The sequence below is a fragment of the Pontibacter sp. T17 genome (assembly GCF_057219875.1).
The window spans coordinates 595,379-616,728 of the sequence record NZ_JBXVVW010000001.1 but is presented as its reverse complement, the minus strand read 5'-3'; the positions used below and the strand labels follow the sequence as shown (position 1 = coordinate 616,728).

At 56.8% G+C, this 21,350-nt stretch carries 26 protein-coding genes; 17 read left to right on the top strand and 9 right to left on the bottom strand.

Annotated elements, in window-relative coordinates; translation table 11 throughout:
- The first annotated feature begins 35 nt into the window (after nt 1–35).
- A complete protein-coding gene (locus AC2D8O_RS02890; protein WP_484677281.1) occupies nt 36–614 on the top strand; it encodes a hypothetical protein in 579 nt (192 codons plus the stop codon).
- Here AC2D8O_RS02890 and AC2D8O_RS02885 read toward each other — a convergent pair.
- From AC2D8O_RS02885 to AC2D8O_RS02875, 3 genes are all read right to left on the bottom strand, one after another.
- Nucleotides 515–1,255, bottom strand: coding sequence for a hypothetical protein (locus AC2D8O_RS02885; protein WP_484677280.1), 741 nt, complete (start codon nt 1,253–1,255; stop codon nt 515–517). The two genes, AC2D8O_RS02890 and AC2D8O_RS02885, sit on opposite strands and share 100 nt — an antisense overlap.
- A gap of 122 nt (nt 1,256–1,377) precedes the next feature.
- On the bottom strand, nt 1,378–1,692 hold the full coding sequence (locus AC2D8O_RS02880; protein WP_484677279.1) for a winged helix-turn-helix domain-containing protein: 315 nt from the start codon (nt 1,690–1,692) through the stop codon (nt 1,378–1,380).
- On the bottom strand, nt 1,689–2,336 hold the full coding sequence (locus AC2D8O_RS02875; protein WP_484677278.1) for a hypothetical protein: 648 nt from the start codon (nt 2,334–2,336) through the stop codon (nt 1,689–1,691). The genes AC2D8O_RS02880 and AC2D8O_RS02875 overlap by 4 nt, the downstream gene beginning before the upstream one ends.
- A 75-nt stretch (nt 2,337–2,411) precedes the next feature.
- On the opposite strand from AC2D8O_RS02875, the gene creD reads away from it, so the two are divergent.
- The 3 genes from creD (at nt 2,412) to AC2D8O_RS02860 (ending at nt 5,670) form a co-directional block, all read left to right on the top strand.
- Nucleotides 2,412–3,791 (top strand): cell envelope integrity protein CreD, encoded by a 1,380-nt coding sequence (gene creD / locus AC2D8O_RS02870; RefSeq protein ID WP_484677277.1) that lies wholly within the window; start codon nt 2,412–2,414, stop codon nt 3,789–3,791.
- Between the two features lie 131 nt (nt 3,792–3,922).
- A complete protein-coding gene (locus tag AC2D8O_RS02865; RefSeq protein ID WP_484677276.1) occupies nt 3,923–4,648 on the top strand; it encodes a hypothetical protein in 726 nt (241 codons plus the stop codon).
- A gap of 131 nt (nt 4,649–4,779) precedes the next feature.
- Nucleotides 4,780–5,670: a sterol desaturase family protein gene (locus tag AC2D8O_RS02860; RefSeq protein WP_484677275.1), complete on the top strand. Its 891-nt coding sequence runs from the start codon at nt 4,780–4,782 to the stop codon at nt 5,668–5,670.
- A 4-nt stretch (nt 5,671–5,674) separates the two neighbouring features.
- On the opposite strand, the gene rnpA is transcribed toward AC2D8O_RS02860, so the two are convergent.
- Together rnpA and rpmH are read right to left on the bottom strand one after the other, a co-directional pair.
- Nucleotides 5,675–6,145 (bottom strand): ribonuclease P protein component, encoded by a 471-nt coding sequence (gene rnpA, locus AC2D8O_RS02855; RefSeq protein WP_484677274.1) that lies wholly within the window; start codon nt 6,143–6,145, stop codon nt 5,675–5,677.
- A 46-nt stretch (nt 6,146–6,191) separates the two neighbouring features.
- Nucleotides 6,192–6,350, bottom strand: a complete 159-nt coding sequence (gene rpmH, locus AC2D8O_RS02850; RefSeq protein WP_484677273.1) for a 50S ribosomal protein L34 — start codon at nt 6,348–6,350, stop codon at nt 6,192–6,194.
- 116 nt (nt 6,351–6,466) lie between these two features.
- Here rpmH and AC2D8O_RS02845 point away from each other — a divergent pair, with 116 nt between their 5' ends.
- Nucleotides 6,467–7,051, top strand: a complete 585-nt coding sequence (locus tag AC2D8O_RS02845; RefSeq protein ID WP_484677272.1) for a DNA-3-methyladenine glycosylase I — start codon at nt 6,467–6,469, stop codon at nt 7,049–7,051.
- A gap of 12 nt (nt 7,052–7,063) precedes the next feature.
- On the opposite strand, the gene AC2D8O_RS02840 is transcribed toward AC2D8O_RS02845, so the two are convergent.
- Nucleotides 7,064–7,516, bottom strand: coding sequence for a hypothetical protein (locus AC2D8O_RS02840; RefSeq protein ID WP_484677271.1), 453 nt, complete (start codon nt 7,514–7,516; stop codon nt 7,064–7,066).
- A gap of 168 nt (nt 7,517–7,684) precedes the next feature.
- Between AC2D8O_RS02840 and yidC the strand changes: the two genes are divergently transcribed.
- The 4 genes from yidC to AC2D8O_RS02820 are packed head-to-tail and all read left to right on the top strand — an operon-like array spanning nt 7,685 to nt 11,925.
- Nucleotides 7,685–9,562, top strand: coding sequence for a membrane protein insertase YidC (gene yidC / locus AC2D8O_RS02835; protein WP_484677270.1), 1,878 nt, complete (start codon nt 7,685–7,687; stop codon nt 9,560–9,562).
- Between the two features lie 12 nt (nt 9,563–9,574).
- Entirely contained in the window at nt 9,575–10,216 is a 642-nt protein-coding gene (locus AC2D8O_RS02830; RefSeq protein ID WP_484677269.1) for a polysaccharide deacetylase family protein, read from the top strand.
- Entirely contained in the window at nt 10,213–11,346 is a 1,134-nt protein-coding gene (locus AC2D8O_RS02825; protein ID WP_484677268.1) for a glycosyltransferase, read from the top strand. The genes AC2D8O_RS02830 and AC2D8O_RS02825 overlap by 4 nt, the downstream gene beginning before the upstream one ends.
- Nucleotides 11,347–11,358: 12 nt before the next feature.
- Entirely contained in the window at nt 11,359–11,925 is a 567-nt protein-coding gene (locus AC2D8O_RS02820) for a hypothetical protein (protein WP_484677267.1), read from the top strand.
- Here AC2D8O_RS02820 and AC2D8O_RS02815 read toward each other — a convergent pair.
- A complete protein-coding gene (locus AC2D8O_RS02815; protein ID WP_484677266.1) occupies nt 11,922–12,794 on the bottom strand; it encodes a geranylgeranylglycerol-phosphate geranylgeranyltransferase in 873 nt (290 codons plus the stop codon). The two genes, AC2D8O_RS02820 and AC2D8O_RS02815, sit on opposite strands and share 4 nt — an antisense overlap.
- Nucleotides 12,795–12,871: 77 nt before the next feature.
- Between AC2D8O_RS02815 and AC2D8O_RS02810 the strand changes: the two genes are divergently transcribed.
- Nucleotides 12,872–13,867: a glycosyltransferase family 2 protein gene (locus tag AC2D8O_RS02810; protein WP_484677265.1), complete on the top strand. Its 996-nt coding sequence runs from the start codon at nt 12,872–12,874 to the stop codon at nt 13,865–13,867.
- On the opposite strand, the gene AC2D8O_RS02805 is transcribed toward AC2D8O_RS02810, so the two are convergent.
- Entirely contained in the window at nt 13,818–14,372 is a 555-nt protein-coding gene (locus AC2D8O_RS02805) for a KdsC family phosphatase (protein ID WP_484677264.1), read from the bottom strand. The two genes, AC2D8O_RS02810 and AC2D8O_RS02805, sit on opposite strands and share 50 nt — an antisense overlap.
- A 106-nt stretch (nt 14,373–14,478) precedes the next feature.
- On the opposite strand from AC2D8O_RS02805, the gene AC2D8O_RS02800 reads away from it, so the two are divergent.
- The 4 genes from AC2D8O_RS02800 (at nt 14,479) to AC2D8O_RS02785 (ending at nt 18,422) form a co-directional block, all read left to right on the top strand.
- Nucleotides 14,479–15,417: an ABC transporter ATP-binding protein gene (locus AC2D8O_RS02800; RefSeq protein ID WP_484677263.1), complete on the top strand. Its 939-nt coding sequence runs from the start codon at nt 14,479–14,481 to the stop codon at nt 15,415–15,417.
- Nucleotides 15,417–16,190: an ABC transporter permease gene (locus tag AC2D8O_RS02795; RefSeq protein ID WP_484677262.1), complete on the top strand. Its 774-nt coding sequence runs from the start codon at nt 15,417–15,419 to the stop codon at nt 16,188–16,190. The genes AC2D8O_RS02800 and AC2D8O_RS02795 overlap by 1 nt, the downstream gene beginning before the upstream one ends.
- A 120-nt stretch (nt 16,191–16,310) precedes the next feature.
- Nucleotides 16,311–17,870 carry an NAD(P)H-hydrate dehydratase gene (locus AC2D8O_RS02790; protein ID WP_484677261.1) on the top strand — a complete coding sequence of 520 codons (1,560 nt, stop codon included), beginning with the start codon at nt 16,311–16,313 and terminating at the stop codon, nt 17,868–17,870.
- Nucleotides 17,871–17,888: 18 nt separating this feature from the next.
- A complete protein-coding gene (locus tag AC2D8O_RS02785; RefSeq protein WP_484677260.1) occupies nt 17,889–18,422 on the top strand; it encodes a hypothetical protein in 534 nt (177 codons plus the stop codon).
- A 97-nt stretch (nt 18,423–18,519) separates the two neighbouring features.
- On the opposite strand, the gene AC2D8O_RS02780 is transcribed toward AC2D8O_RS02785, so the two are convergent.
- A complete protein-coding gene (locus AC2D8O_RS02780) occupies nt 18,520–18,948 on the bottom strand; it encodes a hypothetical protein (RefSeq protein ID WP_484677259.1) in 429 nt (142 codons plus the stop codon).
- A gap of 85 nt (nt 18,949–19,033) precedes the next feature.
- Here AC2D8O_RS02780 and AC2D8O_RS02775 point away from each other — a divergent pair, with 85 nt between their 5' ends.
- From AC2D8O_RS02775 to nusA, 3 genes are all read left to right on the top strand, one after another.
- Nucleotides 19,034–19,369, top strand: coding sequence for a DUF952 domain-containing protein (locus tag AC2D8O_RS02775; protein WP_484677258.1), 336 nt, complete (start codon nt 19,034–19,036; stop codon nt 19,367–19,369).
- 130 nt (nt 19,370–19,499) lie between these two features.
- Nucleotides 19,500–20,015, top strand: coding sequence for a ribosome maturation factor RimP (locus tag AC2D8O_RS02770; protein WP_484677257.1), 516 nt, complete (start codon nt 19,500–19,502; stop codon nt 20,013–20,015).
- Between the two features lie 68 nt (nt 20,016–20,083).
- Complete coding sequence (gene nusA, locus AC2D8O_RS02765) at nt 20,084–21,328, top strand: transcription termination factor NusA (protein WP_484678265.1); 1,245 nt, start codon at nt 20,084–20,086, stop codon at nt 21,326–21,328.
- The last annotated feature ends 22 nt before the right edge of the window (nt 21,329–21,350 follow it).

Below are 21,350 nucleotides of genomic sequence, written 5' to 3'. Positions count from 1 at the left end.
ACTTTCTGGCACGCACGTGGCGTTCTTGACCTTGCATGGCCGAGCAATTGCACGACATAGAGCCTTTTTATGGCTGGCTGGGCTTCTACAGCCACGAACGCGACGAACGCTCGCCGTTCCATGGCGTAGAGCACAACCAGTTTGAGTATGACCGGCGCATCTACACCTATCCGGCGCACCCGCTGTGGGACGACATAGGCTCGGAGTCGCTGCTGGTAAAGATCCTGTACGCCGACTACGATGCCGGCTTTGCCATCATAGAACTGTTTGGCGAGTGGAACGACCTGCACGAGAACGACTTTCGGCTGCTGACAGAGAACTGCCTGGCCGTGCTGGCAGCCGAAGGCATCAGCCGCTTCATTCTGGTAGCCGAGAACGTGTTCAACACCTACCTGCAGGACACTGACTACTATGAAGACTTCATAGACCAGTTGGAAGAGGGCTGGATGTGCCTGCTGCGGGCCCGTACCCATGTACTGGAGGAGTTCGACCGCTACGGCATCAGCCCATACTTTTACTGGAACCCCGCGTTTGATGAACTGCGGTGGCGCAAGCTGAAGCCCTGGGAACTGTACCGCATGGTGGAAGACAGCATGCGCCGGCTCCTGCGCTGAGGTTGGGCATGTATGGCCGCGCCTACCAGCAGTTGCGCCAGCCCCAGCCAGCCATCAACGCAGCCCCGCTGCTGCCACAGCCGATAGCTGGGAGAAACCCGCACGTAGGCTACGCCCAGTGCCAGCAACAGGCCCATCAGCACTACCAGAAACAGAAGTATCACGGGCACCACTAAGGGCAGACTGTACACCTGCTGCCAGGGCTGAATGCTGATTGCAAACAACACCAGACTGAAAGAACAGCACCGGGCCATGAGTCCAGCCAGCGACACGATCAGAAAAGGGATTCCAGTGATTGCCGCCAGCGTGAACACAATTTCCGCTCCGTAGCCGAAGGCCAGTATTAGTATTAGTCCCAGTGCATAGAGCAGATAAACCGTCATGAACACCAGTTCCTGCACTACCGCTTTTCGCAGATAACCTATAGACAGCTGGTTGCGCCAGGGCGCTACAAAACACAGATGAGTGGCACCTGCCTGCAGAACAACCAGAAACGGAAACAGCAGGGGCATGTACCAGCTGAGCCTTTGCAATAAATCGGGCTGTAGGGCGGCACTCACCAGGCTGATAAAGCCAATGGTGCCAGCCTGAACCAGAAAGAACGTGCGGGCAGTCAAGGCACTGCTGTCAGTTGGATGCATGGCTGCGGGGGTTGCGTGTGGCAGAGAAGGCAGCGCGCATAGTTCGAGTTAATAAAGTACTTTGAAATACAAAGTAGCAGGTCCAAAAAAAGACCCTTCCCGGGCTGGCGAAAGATTTCATACTACGCTTGGGTATTGTGTTTGGTAGAAAGCAGAAACATTTCCAGAGCAGAGAGGTGCCGCTTGAAAGCCACACGACCCTGCTCGGTAGCTTTATACTGCGTCAGCGGCTTCTTACCGACAAACGACTTGAATACCTCCAGATAACCAGCCTTCTCAAGCATGGAGATGTGGCTGGCCAGGTTGCCATCGGTGGCATCCAGCTCGGCCTTCAGGGTATTGAAGTCAACCGTATCACTCACCATCAGAAGCGACATGATGGCCAGTCGGAGGCGATGCTCAAAAGCCTTATCCCACTCAGCAGCGGACTGGGTCATTGGTTGCCTCCTGTGTCATTGCGCTCGTAACGCACGTACATGACCGTTCCGTACAGAATATGCAGCACGCCAAAGCCGAATGCCCAGAAATAGATGCCATAAGCCGGGAAAAGGATGGAGGCCAAGCCCAGCAGACACATGGCATAGCCCAGCGTGCGAATCTCGCGCAGGGTGAAAGGTTCGGTTGCCAGCAGCGCCAGCCCATAAAAAACAAGCGTAGCAGGCATAAGCAGGAATACCAGCAGGTGATAGATCAGGCCTACGCAGAATATGCCTCCAACAACCAGCGGCTGTGCCAGTGCCACCATCATCCGCTTGGCGCTGCGACTGAATACCAGCGTTTGTCCGCGCCGGCGCGCCAGCCGCCAGCTAAAGAAAAAGGCCGCTGCAACCGACAGCACCAGCACCACCGTAGCGTCCGCAACCAAAAACCGCATATGCGGTAACGAGATATATCGGAACCCTATAGAGGCCTCATAGACATCCGAACCACTGAGATAAGGACGGGCCAACCAGGCCCCTACCAGCGCAATAATGCCTGCCGATATGCCCGAAAGGCCACTTAGTGACAGGAAACGGGAGTTGCGATCCATCAGCTCGCGGATACCGCGGATGTCGTCGAGGGGCGAGTGTTCTGTAGCCATGCTTTGGTAAAAATAACACTTTGTGTTGCAAAGTAATTTGAAACCTGCATTACTTGCAAGCAAATCCTCAAGGACATGGAAACGAAATCCCCCTCTTCCCTCCCAAGCCCTACACGGCTGGTAGGCGCCATCACCATCAAGCTGATAACCATTGCGGTTCTGCTGCTCTTCCTGCTGGTTCCCATCATTCTCCTGACCGAGTTGATCTCCGAACGCCGTGAACGGAAAGTAGAGGCTGTCAGCGCGATTCAGAAAAGCTGGGCCAGCCGCCAGTTTGTCTCAGGCCTTGTACTGCAAGTCCCCTACACTGAAATCAGCCGCCTCGACATTGCCCGAGACCCCAAGAGTACGCAGTACTATCAGTTGTCCGACTCTTTGCACATGCAGGCCAGCTTGGCTCCGGAAGAACGATATCGCGGCATTTTCCGAACCACGGTTTATACCTCTACGGTACATATCAAAGGCACCCTGCGCATTCCCAAACTACTGGGCTACACCGAGGGGACAGACTTCCGTCCGGTATTGGAGCAGGCCAATCTCCACCTTCCGTTGGCCGACAGCCGTGGCCTGGCTGGTATCGACATCAAAATCAATGGCAAAGCCTACGAAGCCGAGGTGTCTACCATTGATGGCGCAGTTTCCTCGCTCAAAATCAAATACCCGCTGACAGAGGCAGCAACAGACTTGCAATACGAAATCACGCTGAAACTCAACGGCAGCGAAGGACTCGACTTTCTGCCGCTGGCGCGTACCACCAGCGCCAGTGTCGAAGCTCCCTGGGGCAGCCCCAGCTACGAAGGCGCTTTCTTGCCAGTGAACAAAGAGCTGGAAACCAACCGATTCAAAGGCACCTGGAATGTGCTGTACCTGAACCGTAACCTGCCCCAGAGTTGGATGGGCAGTGTTCCCTCGGTAGACCACGATATTGAGATGCGAAGTGGCTACGCCAACAGCGTCGCCTACTCCAGTTCCGGCCTCATTGCCGATGCCTTTGGCGTGCGATTGGAAGAAAGCCGTGACACCTACGACACCACCGCGCGCAGCACCAAATATGCCATGCTCATCATCCTGCTCACATTCGTCGCATTCTTCCTCATCGAGGTGCTGCACAAGCGTCGCATTCACCCCATTCAGTACCTGATGGTCGCCGCGGGGCTGGGGCTGTTCTACCTGCTCCTGCTGTCCCTGGCCGAACATATCGCTTTCCAGTGGGCTTATATGATTGCAGGCTTTGCCATCATTGCCACACTCTCTGGCTACATTCAGGCCATGTTCCGTGAATCCCGCTTTACACTCTTTATCACTGGCGGCCTCACGTTCCTGTATGCTTTCTTCTACGTACTGCTTCAGTCAGAAGACCATGCCCTCCTGCTGGGCAGCCTGGGTCTACTGGGGGCCTTGGCACTCGCCATGTACACAACACGCAATGTAGACTGGTACAGCCTTAACAAATAACCACTCAACCGTACCAAAAGCACACCTGGGGGCCCATAGGCCCCCTTTTGGTGTCATAATAGATAACTGTTTGGTTATTGCCGGAGGGAGCAGGTCAAGTTTCCTTTGTACAGAAGCATCTCCTCCCCATTATGCGTCATATACTCACTCTCATTCTTCTGTTGGTTGCGGGAGGAATAACCAGCTGTACCACAGCGGATTCCTCAAGTCAACAGCGCCCGCTGGACAATGCGCTTGTCGCGCGCTATTCAAATTACCTGCGTTCAGATGACTTTGTAGCCAATGCACTGCACATGAACGATGGTCGTATCTCACCGATAGTAGATCTCCGCCTGATTACACTATGGGAGCAGAAGCGGGATCTGAAGGGAATCGCATTTCACCAGAGTCTGATTGCCGACCAAAGCGAAACCCTGGCCAGTGGGCTCTACAAACAGCACCTTTCTGCATGGGCACTGCGCCGCCTGCTGGCACAACCCGAAACATCGCCTGAATGGCATGCAGCACTGTTGAAGTATACCACCATTCTGGCCGAGCAGGGAACCAACGAGCCAGCTCTGATGGCACAAGCATGCACCGCACTTGTACTGTCTGGCCGCCGCGAAGAAGCAACCGAAATAGCTTCCCTGGCACTGCCGCGCATGGTATCCGCAACCCCTTACACAAACGAAGCGCTGCTGGCAACCAGCCTGGGGCCTTCTCAACGGCTGACCTTTCACTCGATTCCCGAAGTACGAGCCCACGTAGTGGCCGAAATAGGAGCTGCGAATGAGCCTCTCTACCAGGCCCACATGGAGAAGCGTATGGAGGAGCGCCAAGCAGCACAAGCTGAGCTGGAACGGCTGATTACGAACTGACAGGCATTTTTACTTCCTCTCTACACTGCAAGCCCCAACATATACGGTTGGGGCTTTTTGGCTTGGACTTTAGAACATTTAACAAAACGGGTACCTAATTTTATGCTGTCCACCTTAGAAGTCCGTCCACCATGCTTAACACCATCGAGCAGTATTATCTGCTGGGTGCCCCGTTTCTGGCGCTTGCCATTCTCTTAGAATCATACATTTCCTGGCGTCAACATCGGCACCTCTATTCTACCCGCGAAACCGCTACGACTGTCTACATAGGTACGCTCAACCTACTGGTAGACAAGCTTATCACCTACATCGGTGGTTACTTCCTGCTAGACTGGCTTTACACCCAGTACCATGTTTTCGAGTTCAGGGCCACATGGCTCTATTGGCCACTGCTGGTCCTCTTCCAAGATCTGGCCTACTATGCCCTACACTGGCTCGATCACCACAGTCGCTTCTTCTGGGCTGTGCACGTCACTCACCATAATTCGGTAGAATTCAACCTCACCACAGGATTCCGCGCTTCCGTATTCCAGCCGCTCTACCGCTTTCTGTTCTTCATCCCGCTGGTATTGCTTGGCTTCAAGGGCCTCGATATACTCATCGTTTTTGCGGTGACACAAACCTGGGGGAACCTTGTGCATACCCGCCTCATCGGCAAGCTCGGCTTGCTGGAATGGTTTATGGTGACGCCCTCGCACCATCGGGTACACCATGGCAGCAATGCCCGCTACCTGGATCGGAACATGGGCATGACCTTCATTATCTGGGATCGACTCTTTGGCACTTTTCAGGAAGAAGTAGACAGCGACCCGGTGGTTTACGGCCTGACGAAGAATCCTGAAGACCGTGGCCCCCTGAACATTGTGCTGCACGAGTGGCGGGCTATCTGGCGCGATGCCACCCAACCGGGGCTGACACCGAGCCAGCGCCTATTGTACATTCTGGGCCCTCCTGGCTGGAGCCACGACGGGCATAGCTGCACCGCCGACGAGCTGCGCCGCCGGATGGGCTTCGAAACCTGAGGTCTTACTTCTTTTTACGGGAGAACTCACCCGGTGCGGCTGCACCGTCGGGTAGTTCGGGATGTGCCTGCACGGCCTGCTGCATTCGCTCCAGCAGTTTCAGCATACGCTTCTCCAGCTCGGGGTAGCTTGGCAGCTCGCGGTCAAGACACACCCAACCCAGCAGTATCTGCAATTCGGGGCGTGTGGCTGCCTGCACGGCTAGTGGCATTTTGTTCAGCCGATATACCTCGCGCATGCGTCGCTTGATAGCATTGCGATGAACTGCGCGCTTGAAATTGCGTTTGGGCACCGAGAACGCCACAAGGAGTGGCTGGGCACCCTGCGGCAGGGGACGAATCTGAAAAAAGAGTTTGAGCCCCCGCTGAAAAAACGAATGGCCCTGTGTGTACAGGGCCTGTATTTCGCTGCGCAGACGGAGTATCTCCGCGCGCGGTAAGGTCAATTTGTGTGTCGGGAAATCGGGCGAAGACATAAGTATCAGCCAGACGGACCGACGCGCTCAGGCCAAAGGCCCGAACTTACATTTTGGGACGTGCTTCGTCGCTGACCGTCAGCTTATGACGACCCTTAGCGCGGCGAGAGGCCAGCACACGGCGGCCATTTTTGGTAGCCATACGGGCGCGAAAACCGTGCTTGTTGCGGCGGCGGCGGCGGCTGGGTTGGAAGGTGCGTTTCATCGCAGAAGTAGACTAGCGTTCGTAACAAAAGCGGACGGCAAAGGTAGAAAAAGTTTTTGGTTCTTCGCAACATCCACTTAATTCCATTTCTTGAACGTGGAAAACTGTTAGACAAGATGCTTGACAATCGCCCCCGCTGCCACTGGCCTGGCAAAGACGCCCTGATGATTGATTATCACGACAATGAATGGGGCATGCCCCTGCGTGATGCCAATCTCCTGTTCGAATACATTATACTGGATACTTTTCAGGCGGGCATCAGCTGGCGCATTGTCCTGCACAAACGCGAGAACTTTCGGGCGGCACTCGCGGGCTTCGACCCAGTAAGGATTGCAGGCTACACCGAACGCGACATCGAGCGCCTTCTGGGTGATGCGGGCATCATACGCAACCGCGCCAAAATCAATGGCACCATCAATAATGCCAAGGCCTGGCTCCGCTTGCTCGAGGAATGTGGCAGCGAAGAAGCACTCATCGACTGGTTCTGGAACTTCACCGGGGGCAAGCAGATAATCAACCGATGGACGGCCCCAGGACAGACACCCTCCATCAGTCCAGAAAGCGATGCCATGAGCAAAGCCCTGAAGAAAAAAGGCTTCAAGTTCGTAGGCAGCATGACCTGCTATGCTTTCATGCAGGCAGCGGGCATGATCAACGACCACCTCACCACCTGCTACCGTCACAGCGAGTGCACCCTGTAGGGCCAGGCCCACTTACTTACTGAAATACTCTACCAGCAGTTTGTATGGCCAGTAGAAAATACCCACCAGGCCTGCGATGATGAGATAGGCTACCAGGAGGCCGCCCACAAACTTGCCAATCTGCGCCCAGGCACTCACCTTACGGCGATGAGCTGGCGGGTTGGCCAGATGTTGGTCGCGTGTCACCTCTACCAGTTGAATTTCAGCCAGACAGCTCTCGGGACGAGGCGGAAACAGCGGCAGCAGGTCGGGGCCGTCGTTGGGTTTGCCCGCCGCATGGGCCAGCATCTTCGCCGCCAGTAGCGTAAGGCCATCTGTATTGCCCTGAAGGCCCATTACGCCTTCGGGTTCTATAATCTCCACCAGCTCCACCACGGCCTGGTCGCGGCCAGCCAGCAACATAAGCTCATCCGTTATCTCCAACAGGCGCTGTTGGCGGCCTTTAGAGTCCATCGTTGGTTCCATACTGTAAAGGTGGTACAAATACGCAAGGCAACATGGGCCGTCAGTTGCAATCTTTCAGTGAAAACTGAAAATGGCGCAGCGCAACCCCCGGAAGCTACTGCCCGTTCTGTTACAATCCACTACCTTTGCTCCGCTTTTTGCGGACAACCGCACACTTAGTCTCCTGCAATGGATCGCAATTTCACTACCGGGCTCCTGCTGATCATGGCCCTTTTCCTGTTGTGGTATTACATGGTGGTACCACCCAAGGAAAATGTACCGCTGCCCCCCGCTACCGAACAGGCGGCCACCGCTGACAGCGCAGCACGCGCTGCCGCCAACCCCACCTCACAAGCCGCAGCTGCTACCCCGGCCGATACCGGAGCCCAGCGCCAGCGCCTGGGCCAGTTTGCTGCCACCTCCGCAAACCCGGTTCGCAGCATTCGCGTTGGCACCGACAAACTGCAGCTGACCCTCAGTACCCGTGGTGCGGCCCTGCAACCTGTGCTCCTGGCCGAACACACCACCTTCAACAACCAGCCATACCCCGTAATGCCTGCTGGTGATGGCAATGGCATGGGCTTCCAGTTTGTGCACAACAACAACATTCTGGATACCCGCGAGCTGGTCTACACCACCACCGCTACCGACTCGGTAAGCGTCTCCGACAAGCCGGTAACCATTGCCCTTCGTGCCGAAGTAGCCCCCAACCGCTACCTCGAACACCGCTACACCTTTACGCCCGGCAGCTATGAGGTTCGTCACGAACTGGTGCTCGTAGGCATGAATGGCGTCATCCGCGACCCGAAATTTGAGTTTGCCAGCGATATCGCAGTGGTGCCCGGCGAAAAAAACATCGAGGACCAGCGCAACAAAACCACCCTCTATTACGGCCTGACTGACAAGTCGGTAGACTATCTCAGCCCCACCAGCAGCGAGAAGGAGACTGAAACCGTGGCGGGTGCCGTGCAATGGGTTTCCTTCAAAACCATGTTCTTCAACGCGTCCATCATGGGAGATAAGCCGTTCGAGAACGTTATCGTTACCTCCGAGCCCACCAAGGAGACGCCCGATGCCAACCGCGTTGTGAAGCGCCTGGGTGCCCGAATGGATGTGCCCCTGAACCTGACCGCCGCCAGCGACACCATAGGTCTGCGCTACTACTTCGGCCCCAACGACATAAAGCAGCTCGAAGCCTACGACAATGGCCTGGAAAATCAGGTAGACATTGGCTGGGGGCCCATCTGGTTTATCAACCGCTACGTCATTCTCTGGGTCTTCAAGACGCTGGAACAGTTTACGCTCAACTACGGCCTCATCATCTTCGCACTGGCCATTTTCATCAAGCTCATCACGCTGCCCCTCACTTACAAGAGCTATGTTTCCAACGCCAAGATGCAGGTGGTGAACAAGCTGCCGGAGATTGTAGCGCTGGACGAAAAGTATAAGGACGACCCTGTGAAGCTCCAGAACGCCAAAATGACGTTCTACCAGTCAGCTGGCGTCAATCCTTTCAGCGGATGTGTGCCACTGCTGCTGCAACTGCCCATCCTGCTGGCCATGTTCAGCTTCTTCCCGCAGTCTATCGAACTGCGTCACCAGCCGTTCCTCTGGGCTACCGACCTCTCTACCTATGACGAACTGTTCCGCTTTGGTGTTAGCGTGCCCCTGCTCGGCGACCACCTCAGCGGCTTTGCCGTACTCATGACGATCTCCCAGATCTTCTACACCTGGTATGCCCAGCGCGGCCAGACCATGAGCGGCCCCGCTGCACAGATGAAGTATCTGGGCTACATCTTCCCCTTCATCTTCTTCTTCGTACTGAACAACTACAGCGCCGGCCTCAGCTACTACTACCTCTGCATCAACATTCTCACCATTGTGCAGACGGCCCTCATCAAGGCCATGATCAACGAGGAAAAGCTGGCCGACCAGATTCACCAGAACCGGAAGAACCACGCCGCCAAAGGTGCCCCCAAAGGGCGCTTTGCCCGCTGGCTCGAAGACCAGCAGAAAAAGCAGCAGCAGGCTGCCAAAGCAGCCCAGCAGCCCAAGCGCAAGAAGTAATTCTGCCAACGTATGTTTCTGCCCGCCCAGCCACCCTTTGTGTTGCGCTGGGCGGTGCCGTTTCTGCACTGGCAGATACGCACCACCACCCCAGTGGTGTACCTGACGCTTGACGACGGGCCCTGCCCCGGTGTCACCGAGCCCATCTTGGATACCCTCCGACAGTTCGGCGCCACCGCTACCCACTTTCTGGTTGGCAACAACGTGCAGCAGCACCCGGCGCTGGTGCAGCGGATGCTGGCCGAAGGACATACCCTGGGAAACCACACCTACACCCACCGTAGTGGCTGGAAGTGTACCGAAACAGAGTATCTGCTGGAGATAGAGCGCACGGACGATGCCATACTGGCTGCCACCGGCCAACGAACCACGCAGATGCGCCCCCCCTATGGCCGCATTCACCCGCTACATATCAGCGCTGTGCGCCAGACCCATCAGATCGTGATGTACAGCGGCCTGGCCTACGACTGGGATGCCTCCTACTCTCCAGCCCAGTGCCTCGCCCTGCTGGAAAAAGCCCTTCGCCCGGGGGCCATACTGGTGCTGCACGACAGCCTGAAAGCCAAAGACCGCGTGCTGGCCGTACTGCCTCAGTTGCTGGCCCTGTGCCGGGAACGCGGCTATGCCGTGCGGGCGTTACCCCAACAGCTATGACAGAAATCTTCCTGATTGGCATTCTGGTGCTGACATTGGTCGCGCTCTCCTATCACATTGTGCATCAGGTAATCATAGCCAGTGCTGCATTCCGCAGCCCCAAGGCCAATCACTACACTCCTCCGTTTAAGTGGCCCACTGTCACCGTAATGGTACCCGCCAGGAACGAGGAAGCCAATATTCTGCGCTGTCTTCAGAGTCTGGCAGCACTGGACTATCCCACCTACAAGCTCCAGATACTTATCGGCAACGACCGCTCGGAAGACACGACGGCCATGCTTGTTACTGGCTTCATTGCCGATAAGCCCCACTTCCAGCTCATCCACATTGCCCACAACCTGCCGGGGCAGCAGGGCAAGCAGAATGTACTGGCCCAGTTGGCGCATCACGCCACAGGCGAGCTGCTGGTCGTTACAGACGCCGACATTGCCGTAGCTCCCACCTGGCTTCGGCAATTGGCAAGTGTGTTTCACAGCACGGACGCCGACCTCGTCTCCGGACCCACCGTGGTGGAAGGCACTGATTTTCTGGGCCGCATGCAGCAACTCGATTGGCTCTATGGCATTGGCACCTTTCAGGGTTATGCCAATCTGGGGTATCCGGTCACGGCCGTGGGCAACAACATGGCCATACGCACCAGCACCTACCGCCAGCTGGGCGGGTACGAGGCCCTGCCTTTCTCCATTACAGAAGACTATCGGCTGTACGAGGCCGTGACCAAAGCCGGCGGTAAATCGGCCTTCCCCTTTCACGCCGAGCTGCTCAACCGCTCCAACCCCATTCAGGGCCTCAAGGCCTACATTCACCAGCGTGCGCGCTGGCACAAGGGCGGCCGCGAAGCCGCCTGGTACGTACTGCTGTCGCTTTATGTTCAGGCGGCTCTCGTACCGCTGTCACTGCTCTGCCTTTGGCTCAGCTTCTGGCTCGCCGTGGGGGTGTTCGCGCTCAAGTGGCTCTACGATACCGCGCTGATTCAGAATACAGCCCGGCGGCTGCTCGGCCGCAAGCAGGCCAACAAACTGTGGGGCTGGCTGTTGGTATATCCCTTCTATTTCTACGTCTCCATTCTCTTCTTCCTGTTCTATCTGCCCCTGCAACGGAAAGTAGACTGGAAGGGCCGGAAGATTTGATAACTTTCCCCTATGGCCCAACAGTACAAGGAAATCATCGAGCGGAACTTCCCCAACGACGAGCGCCTGGGGTTCTTCGTCCGCCCCAATATCCCCGCCAGCAAGCTGGGGCGTGTCCTTAACGACTTCAAGAATATCGCTCCCGGCGATGTCGTTGCCTTCCACGCCTTTGGCGGCATGTTTGGCGGCGACAGCATTGCCCTCACCTCCACCACGGTTTACTACGAGAAAGCCTATTTTCTCATCGAGGACATCAAGAGCGCCGAACCGCTGGGCAAAGGCATTGCGGTGGATGTGAACCAGAACGGGGCCGTCGTGCGTCACCACCTCAAGTGCGACAGCGAGGAGGCCGCCACCATTCTGGCCCGCACCCTCGATACCCTGGCTCTACAGGAGAAAGCCAAAGATCTGGAGCCGCCTGCCGACTACTCGGCCTATCCAAAAGAAGCCATACAGTGGCTGGAAATTCGCGACGAGGTGATGAAGACCATCGATCAGTTGCATGCCCGCTTTCAGGCCGGTAAGCTGTCGCTGCTGGAATACGAAGAGAAGAAAACCGAGCTGCTGGCGCGCCTCTAGGGCAGCCACAGACAGCTGACAAGCCCGCCCACAATGGCCAGCTTCAGCAGTTGGCTCTGGCGGGTAAAGTCGCGGGGCCGTGCGGAAGGGCCCAGTAGCCGCAGGCTCATCATCAGCGGCACCTGCACCAGCAGCACCGAGGCGATGGCATACTGCCACAGGTTGTCGTTCCACAGCAGCCAGTGCAGCAGCCACGGCAGGTGGCAGCACACCAGCATCACGCCATAACAGACGGCCAGAACCACCTTGGCGCTGCGGATGCCCACCTGTATGGGCAGGGTGTTGAGGCCAAACATGAGGTCGCCTCGGATATCCTCTATGTCCTTCGTGATTTCGCGCAGGAAGGTGATGACGAAAGCGAAGAGCGTCATCCACGCCAACGCGATGGTGAAGTGCGCCAGAAACGCCCCGGCTATTACTACTGCCGCCGTGAGGCAGGAGATGACAACGTTGCCCACCACGCTTTGCCGCTTGAAATTGCGGGCATAGAGCCACAGCAGCAGTATGGCCGCGGCATTCAGTGCCAGGTACTTTAAGGGTAGCCAGTAGCTGGCGAGCGCCCCTACGCCCAGCACGGTAAAGTAGGCCGTCAGCACCTTCTTGCGGCTCAGGTGTGCACCTACATACGTGCGGTGCGGCTTGTTGATCCGGTCAATCTTGAAGTCGTATACGTCATTGATCCAGTATCCTGAGGCCATGATGGCCAACAGCAGCAGCAATTCCAGCCAATAGACCGGCATTGTCAGAAAAACACCCGAGCGCCCTGCCGACAGAAACGCAGCCAGTGTGTAGGTGAGCAACGCAATCAGCAGATTCAGCGGCCTACTGAGCCGGAAGAAATACAGCAGATCGGAAGGGCTGAGCAGCATGCGTGTACAAACCTAGTCATTGCGCGCAGAATATGCTGTTTTTGCCACAGTTAATGTAAGTTGCAATGCTTTTTTCCATGGTTCCAACGCTCTCCATCATCATACCGGTCAGGAACGAGGCGCTCAACATCCAGCCTGTGTACCAGCGTATCCGGCTGGCACTGGAGGAAAAAGGCCTGCCATTCGAAGTCCTGTATGTGAACGATGGCAGCACCGACACTACACTGGCCGAGATAAACCTGTTGGCCGCTACGCATTCCAACATCTTTTGGCTAAGCTTTCCCCGCAACTTTGGCCATCAGATTGCCGTAACGGCCGGTATAGACCATGCCCGCGGACAGTATATCGTGCTGATGGATGGCGATGGACAAGACCCGCCCGAGCTGATTCCTGCCATGCTGGAAGAAGCCTCCAAAGGGTATGACATCGTATTTGCACAACGTGCCCGCCGAAAGGGAGAATCGCTCTTCAAGCGTCTGAGCGCCTGGGCCTTCTATCGGCTGCTCAACCGCTGGGCCACTGTCCGGATTCCACTTGATACCGGCGATTTCCGTCTGATTTCACGGCATGCTGCTGAATGGCTGAAGCGAATGCCCGAGCGCCACAAGTTTCTGCGGGGCCAAATCGCCTGGACTGGCCTGCCCAGCACCGCCGTGCCGTTTGAAAGAGCCGCCCGCTTGAATGGCCAAACCAACTACCCCCTGCGGCGTATGGTGCGGCTGGCCTGGGATGGCGTAACTGGCTTCTCCACCCGTCCCCTGCAACTCGCCACCAAAATGGGGTTCATCGTATCTGGAATTGCTGGTCTGCTCATCCTCTGGACACTCTTTGTGCGCCTCTTTGGCACACAGTGGGGACTGACAGTGGCACTGGGCTGGGCCTCCATCATGCTGGCTGTGCTGTTTCTGGGCGGCATCCAGCTTATTATGATCGGTGTGCTGGGCGAATACCTGGGCCGCATCTACGAAACCGTACAGGGCCGCCCGCTATATGTGGTGCATCAAAGCCATTTGCCCCAGCCACTTACCAGTGATGCACCTCGTCAGAGTACCACCGGTTCTGGTGCTTCATGATCATCTCAAATACCTCGCGCACACAGCCCTGACCGCCGCCAAGCGCACAGGCATAGTGGGCAATGTGGCGGATGTCGGCAGCGGCATCGGCAGGGCAAGCCGCGAAGCCTACACGTCGCATCACAGGATAGTCAGGCATGTCGTCGCCAATGTAAGCAATCTCATGGTCGGCCAGGCCCGTCTGGGACATGTAGCGCTCATACACTTCCAGCTTGTTACTGGCCCGCATGAATACGTCCGTCAGGCCCAGGCCCTGTAAGCGCTGAGCTACGCCCTCGCTGCTGCCACCAGAGATAATGGCAACCCGATAGCCAATGCGCACTGCGTGTTGCAGCGCATAACCATCCTTGATGTTCATCCGCTTTAACTGCTCGCCGTTAGCCGTCATTACCACGAAGCCATCGGTAAGCACCCCGTCCACGTCCAGAATAAAGGCTTTGACAGGAGAAATACGCTGCACTATGGCGTTGGGCAGCAGCGGCTGCATTGGATAGTCAGGAGTCATGTGGCCGCAAGTTCGCGCTTTTCCGTGGCAAGTGATTATGTTAAGAAGTCGAATGCACGCAACCCGCACTGACCACTTGAGGTCTTTCCCAAAAACAACTACTGCTGTGAGCGAACCAGTAATAGACATCCGAGGCCTGAACTACTGGATTGGCAAGCGCCAGATCCTGCACAACATACAGCTGACCGTGCCCTCAGGCTCCATTTTTGGTTTTCTGGGCCATAATGGCGCCGGAAAAACCACTACCATCCGCCAGTTGCTGGGTCTCAGCAAAGTACAGGAAGGCAGTGTCAGGGTCTTCGGCTATAACATGCCCGCAGAGCGGATTGCTGTCCTTCGGCGTGTAGGAAGTATGGTAGAAGAACCCGCACTTTACCGCCACCTTACCGGGCGTGAGAATCTGGAAGTCATTCGCCGTATGCATGGGGCAGACAAAGCCAGAGTGGGGCATGTTCTCTCTGTTGTCGAACTCACACGCGACGCCAACCGCCCCGTCAAACAGTACTCGCAGGGCATGCGTCAGCGTCTGGGCATAGCCATGGCCCTATTGCCCAATCCCGACCTCCTGATACTGGATGAGCCTACAAATGGCCTTGACCCCGCTGGCATCCGCGACATGCGCGAACTGCTCCAGCACCTCAACCGCGAGCATGGCAAAACCATTCTGGTATCCAGCCACCTGTTGGCCGAGGTAGAGCGCACTGTCACACACCTCGGCATCATTGACCACGGATGCATGCGCTTTCAGGGCACCATTGAAAACCTGCAGGCCCTCACGCAAAAACGGCGCCTCCGTGTCACCCTCAGCGATGTCGCATTGGGCGAAGCTGCCCTTCTGGCAGCTGGTTATTCAGTAGAGCTGATGGGGCAGCAGCTGGGCCAACTCGTCGTTGCCATTGAAACACCCGAAGCCGCTGCTCAGGTAGTTCGCATCCTGGTCAATGCCGGCGCCGACATCTACGCACTCGAGCCCAATGCCTCACTCGAAGAACTGTTCTTCTCCCTCACTACCGTCGCTGCTCAACCCCAAACCGCTATCGTCTGATGACTGCCCTCCTGAACGTACTCAGTGCCGAGGCCCTCAAGGCCCGCCGCACTTCGCTTCTCTGGCTCACCATATTGTGTCCGGCTGCTGTTATGGGCCTCATCTTTCTGGTGCTCATGAACATGAAGCTGAAGGCCACGGCCCCGGACGCTGCCGCCCAGTGGAACTTCCTTGTCACACAGGCAATGAGTTCCATGAGCATGTTTTTCATTTCGCTTTACATCGCCATAGCCGCTACCGTCCATCAGGGTATCGAACACAAAGCCCAGGCATGGAAGCAGGTATTCGCCATGCCAGTGCCCCGCTGGGCCATTTACCTGGGTAAGGCCCTGTTCTTTCACCTGATGCTCATCGGTAGCCAACTGCTGTTTTTCGTGCTGATGATTCTCACGGGCATTGTGTCTCAGCTCTTCCGCCCGGCACTGGGCCTTTCGCTTGATGCCATGCCCATTGGCACTATGGCGCTGGGCACCAGCCTCATGATGATGGGCACGCTTTCGCTGGCAGCGCTGCACACTGCACTCGCCATACGCATTCCCAGTTTTGGCGTATCCATCGCCTTGGCGCTCGTAGGCTTTGTGTCGGTGTCTCTCATGCTCCGTGGCTCTGAATACGTGGTGTACAACCCCTATGCTTTTGCCATGCTGTCTACAATGGCAGGACTGGGCGAAAATTTCACCAGCATACCCGAAACAGCCTGGTACAGCCTTGGGTCCGCCGTGGTATTCACAGCCCTGGGGGGCTTTCTCTACCTGCGCCAGGATGTCCGCTGAAATTGCTTAACAGTTTATCTCTCTCCTGCGTATTGCGAAAGGCCACCTGTTAAGGTGGCCTTTCTATTACGGTATCTCGCCCCTTTGTCGGAAATTGGGGGTGAAGCCCCCTCCTGAACCATGCTAGTAGTAACCGCCGAACAGAGCCGACGGGCCGACCAGTTGATGCTGGAGCAGTACGCCATGCCCACCCTGCTGCTGATAGAAGCCGCTGGCCGTCTCACCGCCGAGTTTCTACTCCGCACATATCCCGACATTGACAATTTCCTGTTCCTCTGTGGCAATGGAGGCAACGGCGGCGATGGCCTGGTAGCCGCCCGCTACCTCTGGCGGGCCGGGCGCCAACCGCGCATTCTGCTTTCCGACCCTGAAGGAAAATTCAACGCCGCTGCCCACGCCAATCTGGCGATGGCACGGGCAGCAGGTATTGTCTGCGAGGGCTTTCAGAAAGAGCAGTGGCCCGACATCCAGCGCTATCTGCGCAGTGGCGTCATTCTGGTAGATGCTCTGTTGGGTACTGGGGGCTCCGCACCCCGTGCCGCCGTAGCGGAGGTTATAAATGCGTTTCGCACCGTACCCAATGAGGTAGTGGCGCTGGACCTTCCCAGTGGCCTCAACCCCGATACCGGCTTTGTGGAAACAGCCCCGCTGCGCGCTGCCCATACCCTGGCCTATGGCTACGCCAAACCGTGTCACTATGTAACGCCAGCCGCAGGGTTCTGTGGCGATGTTACCGTGCTCGACATCGGCTTTTACGAGAGTTTGACCGCGCAGTTGCAGTCGTCCACCTTTCTCATCTGCGAAACCGATATCCGCCAGTGGCATCGCCCCCGTCTGGCCGACAGCCACAAAGGCTCTTTTGGGCATGCACTGCTGGCTGGCGGCAGCAAAGGCAAAGCAGGTGCCATTGCCCTGGCCACTCAGGCCTGTCTCGAAATCGGGGCGGGTCTGTCTACTGGCTTCATTCCCGCCAGCACCGCCAGCGCTTTCCATCGCACCAGCCTGGAAAATATGTCCATCCCCTACGGAGCCGACACCACACCCTGTCTCAACGAAACAGCAGCCGAGGTGTTTCTATCTTACGTCAAGGGCAAAAGCGCACTGGCCATTGGGCCGGGGTTGGACTGCAACCCTACCACCGCAGGCTTTCTGCGCGAAGTGCTGACCGGCCTGCGCAAACATGCTCCCGATATGCCCGTGGTGCTGGACGCCGACGCCCTGAACCTGCTGGCCGAAAATCCTGACCTGCTGCAACTGCTGCCCGCCACCTGCATTCTCACGCCCCATCCCGGCGAAATGGCCCGTCTGGCTGGCGGCGAAAGCGCTGCCGTGCAGCAATACCGGCTGGAGGTAGCGCGTTCCTTCGCCCAACAATACAATGTCATTGTGGTGCTCAAGGGCGCGGGAACCATCGTTACTGCTGCCGATGGCACCACCTACCTCAACGCCACGGGCAACCCAGGTATGGCTACTGCCGGTAGCGGCGATATCCTCACAGGTGCCATCACGGGCCTGCTGGCGCAGGGCTATCCGGCGCTGGTGGCCGCCGCCATGGGCGTGTATCTGCATGGCCGCGCCGGCGACCGCGCCGCACGAACTCATGGTCAGGAGGGCATTACTGCCACCAAAATCGGCCGTTCACTCGGTGCCGCCCTCCGCGAAACCCTCCAAGACAAGTAACTGCTACCCTTTTTATACATGAGAGCAATCCTCACACTACTCCTCTTTCTGTTTGCTGGCAGCACCTGGGCGCAAGCCCCTGCCGACACCAATCGCTATGCCGCCGACCATAAGTCGGTCGATGCCATCGTCAATGCACTGTACGATGTAATCAGTGGGCCTGCTGGCCAAAAGCGCGACTGGGACCGCATGCGCGCACTCTTCCTTCCCGAAGGGCGCCTGGTTGCCACTGGTCGAAACAAAGAAGGCAAAACCGTAATGCGCGTGCTCACCGTCGAAGACTATATCAAAGGCAGTGCGCCCCGCATGGAGCAGGAGGGCTTCATTGAACAGGAAATTGCCCGCCGCACCGAGACCTTCGGCGCCGTCACTCACGTCTGGACTACCTATGCCGCCCGTCACAAAGCCGATGAGCCCGAACCCTTTGTACGCGGCATCAACAGTATTCAGCTGTTTTTCGATGGCAACCGCTACTGGGTGCTGCAGGTATACTGGCAACCCGAACTACCTACACTGCCACTCCCCAAAGCCTATCTGAAAAGCAAAAAGTGAGCATTCGTGCTCCTTGGCAACAGGAAAGCCCCGTTCTGCGGGGCTTTCCTGTTGCTTCTGCTTCCAGCAGAGCCAGAATTCAAACCCGAACGGAGAATCACGCCGCCTGACTCGACTCCGATGGCCGCAGGGAAAGCAGCTTCATGTCCAGCCAGTGGCGCAACGCCGAGCGCGACTGAATGAGACGGGCGTTCAGCCCCTGATGGAAGTATGTAACATATGCCCGGCAGAACAGCAGCGTTCCCCGCTCGGTAGATTGCAGCCGATAGTCGATAACCGCCGTGTAGTCTTGCGACAGCAGCGACACCATCAGCGTATTTCCGTCTTCTTCCTTCTCGATTCGCAGACGCACACGCACCCCATCCAGATGCAACAACCGGAAAGGAGTCTGTGTAGCCGCTTCTGCCAATGCAGGCCCATGCTCCGCCAGAATGGAAGCACGAAGGGTGGCAAAGAGCTTGCGGCGCTCTTCTGGCACCTCCAGCTTCAGCTCCGTCAATTCAGTAAGTTCGGGTTCGGCGTTCATAATCAATAAATCTAGTCACCATATACCCTAACCAAAAACGTGCCTATCTGGTTTTAAGGCAATTTTGAAGTTCCTAAGAAATGTTATGATTTACCATATCACCGATGCCACCCACTGGGAGCAGGCTTTGGAGTCAGGACTCTATGACCACCCGCACCGCAAAACAGATGGCTTTCTGCATGCCAGCACAGCCAGTCAGCTGCCTGCTACACTCGACCGTCACTATGCGTCCAGCAACGAGGTCATTCTGCTGCACATCGTCGAACGACGCATTAAAGACCAGGTGAAGTGGGAAGTGGCACCCAATGTGGGAGAGGAATTCCCACACATATATGGTCGTCTCTCCATCGAAGCCATCGAGGATGTCAGCATCCTGCTGCGACGCCCTGATGGCACCTGGGATATCCCCACTTTGGTGTAGCCATTTGCCCTTAATTTAAGCCTTCAGCAGTTTTCCACAAAACCGATTGCATTTCCACATAATCCTGTCTATCTTTGTGCTGTTATCCTAAAAGAAGGGGGCGAAAACCCCCTTCTTGCATTTATATAACATGACCGTCGCTTCCACCCGTACGCTTGCCGACCAGGTACAGGCCGTGCTCGAACCGCTGATTGCAGCGGCCGACCCCGCCGTGTATCTCGTGGAAGTCCGCGTATTGCAGGGACGCCGCAAGGCTCTGGAAGTCCTGGCCGACGCCGATGGCGGCATACGCATAGACCAATGTGCGCGCATCACCCGCCAGCTCCGCGAAGCGCTTGAAGGAGTGACCACCCCACTGGAGTTTGATGCCTACGAACTCGAGCTTGGCAGCCCAGGGGTGGGTGCACCGCTCCGTCTGCCTCGTCAGTACCGCGCCAACGTGGGCCGCGAACTTGAAGTGACCCTCGCCGACGGCACCCGTCGTGTTGGCAAGCTCACCGACGCCACTGAAACCCACCTGACGCTCGAATACATCCGCAAGAACCCGGAAACCCGGAAAAAGGAAACTGTAAACGACCTACTCCCACTCGCCGAGGTCTCCAAGGCCGTGGTGCAGGTGTCGTTCAAACAAGCCGATCCGTCCTGACCCTTACACGCACGCAGCTTTAACGCCCTCTTCTTACAGTCATGGCAAAGAAAGCCGTTGATCCGATTGTGGACCAGAAGACCGACCTGGTAGAGCGCCTGGGCGAGTTCTCGCACTTCAAGAACATCGACCGCGCCACCCTGATGTCCGTCCTCGAGGACATCTTCCGCACCATGATCCGCCGCCGCTACGGCAGTGATGAAAACTTCCAGATCATCATCAACGTAGACAAGGGCGATATTCAGGCCTTCCGCGAACGCACCATCGTCGCTGATGAGGCAGTGGAAGACGAAACCCAGCAGATTCCGCTCTCTGAGGCCCTCAAGCTAGACGAGGACCTCGAAGTCGGCGACACCTGGGCCGACGCCGTCAACCTTAACGACTTTGGTCGCCGTCAGGTGATGGCCGCCAAGCAGCTGCTGGCACAGCGTATCAAGGAACTGGAGAAAAACCTCATCAACGAGCACTACAAGAGCCTCGTTGGCGAAATCATCATTGGCGAGGTTTACCAGATCTGGCGCAACGAAATCCTCATCATGCATGAGGACAACGAGATCATCCTGCCCAAGGGCGAACAGATCCCGAAAGACCGCTACAAGAAGGGCGACACCATTCGCGCCGTTGTTATCGATGTGGAAATGCGCAACGGCAATCCCCGGATCATCGCCTCACGCGCATCTGAGAAGTTCCTCGAGCGTTACTTCGAACTCGAAGTGCCTGAAATCGACGACGGCCTCATTACCATCAAGGGAATCGTCCGCGATCCCGGCGAGCGTGCCAAGGTGGCTGTAGAGTCCTACGACGACCGTATCGACCCTGTTGGGGCATGCGTGGGCATGCGCGGCAGCCGTATTCACGGCATCGTACGCGAACTCCGCAACGAAAACATCGACGTTATCCATTACAGCAACAACGCTCAGCTGTATATTCAACGCGCCCTGGCTCCCGCCAAGGTCAGCGAAATTGTCATTGACGAGGCCCGTAAGCACGCCAATGTCTACCTGAAGCCCGATCAGATTTCCCTCGCCATCGGCAAGGGTGGTCAGAACGTGAAACTGGCCCAGCGCCTCACCGGCTACGAACTTGACCTCTTCCGTGAGGAAGACCCCACCCTCGTTGAGGAAGATGTGGATCTGGACGAGTTCAGCGATGAAATCGAACAGTGGATCATCGACGAATTCAAGGCGATCGGTTGCGATACCGCCAAGAGCGTCCTGGCCCTCACCGCAGACGAAATTGTACGCCGCACCGACCTCGACGAAGAGATTGTTGCCAACGTATTGGAAGTTCTGAAGCGCGAATTCGAAGACTAACACGGAATTAACCCTATTTTTG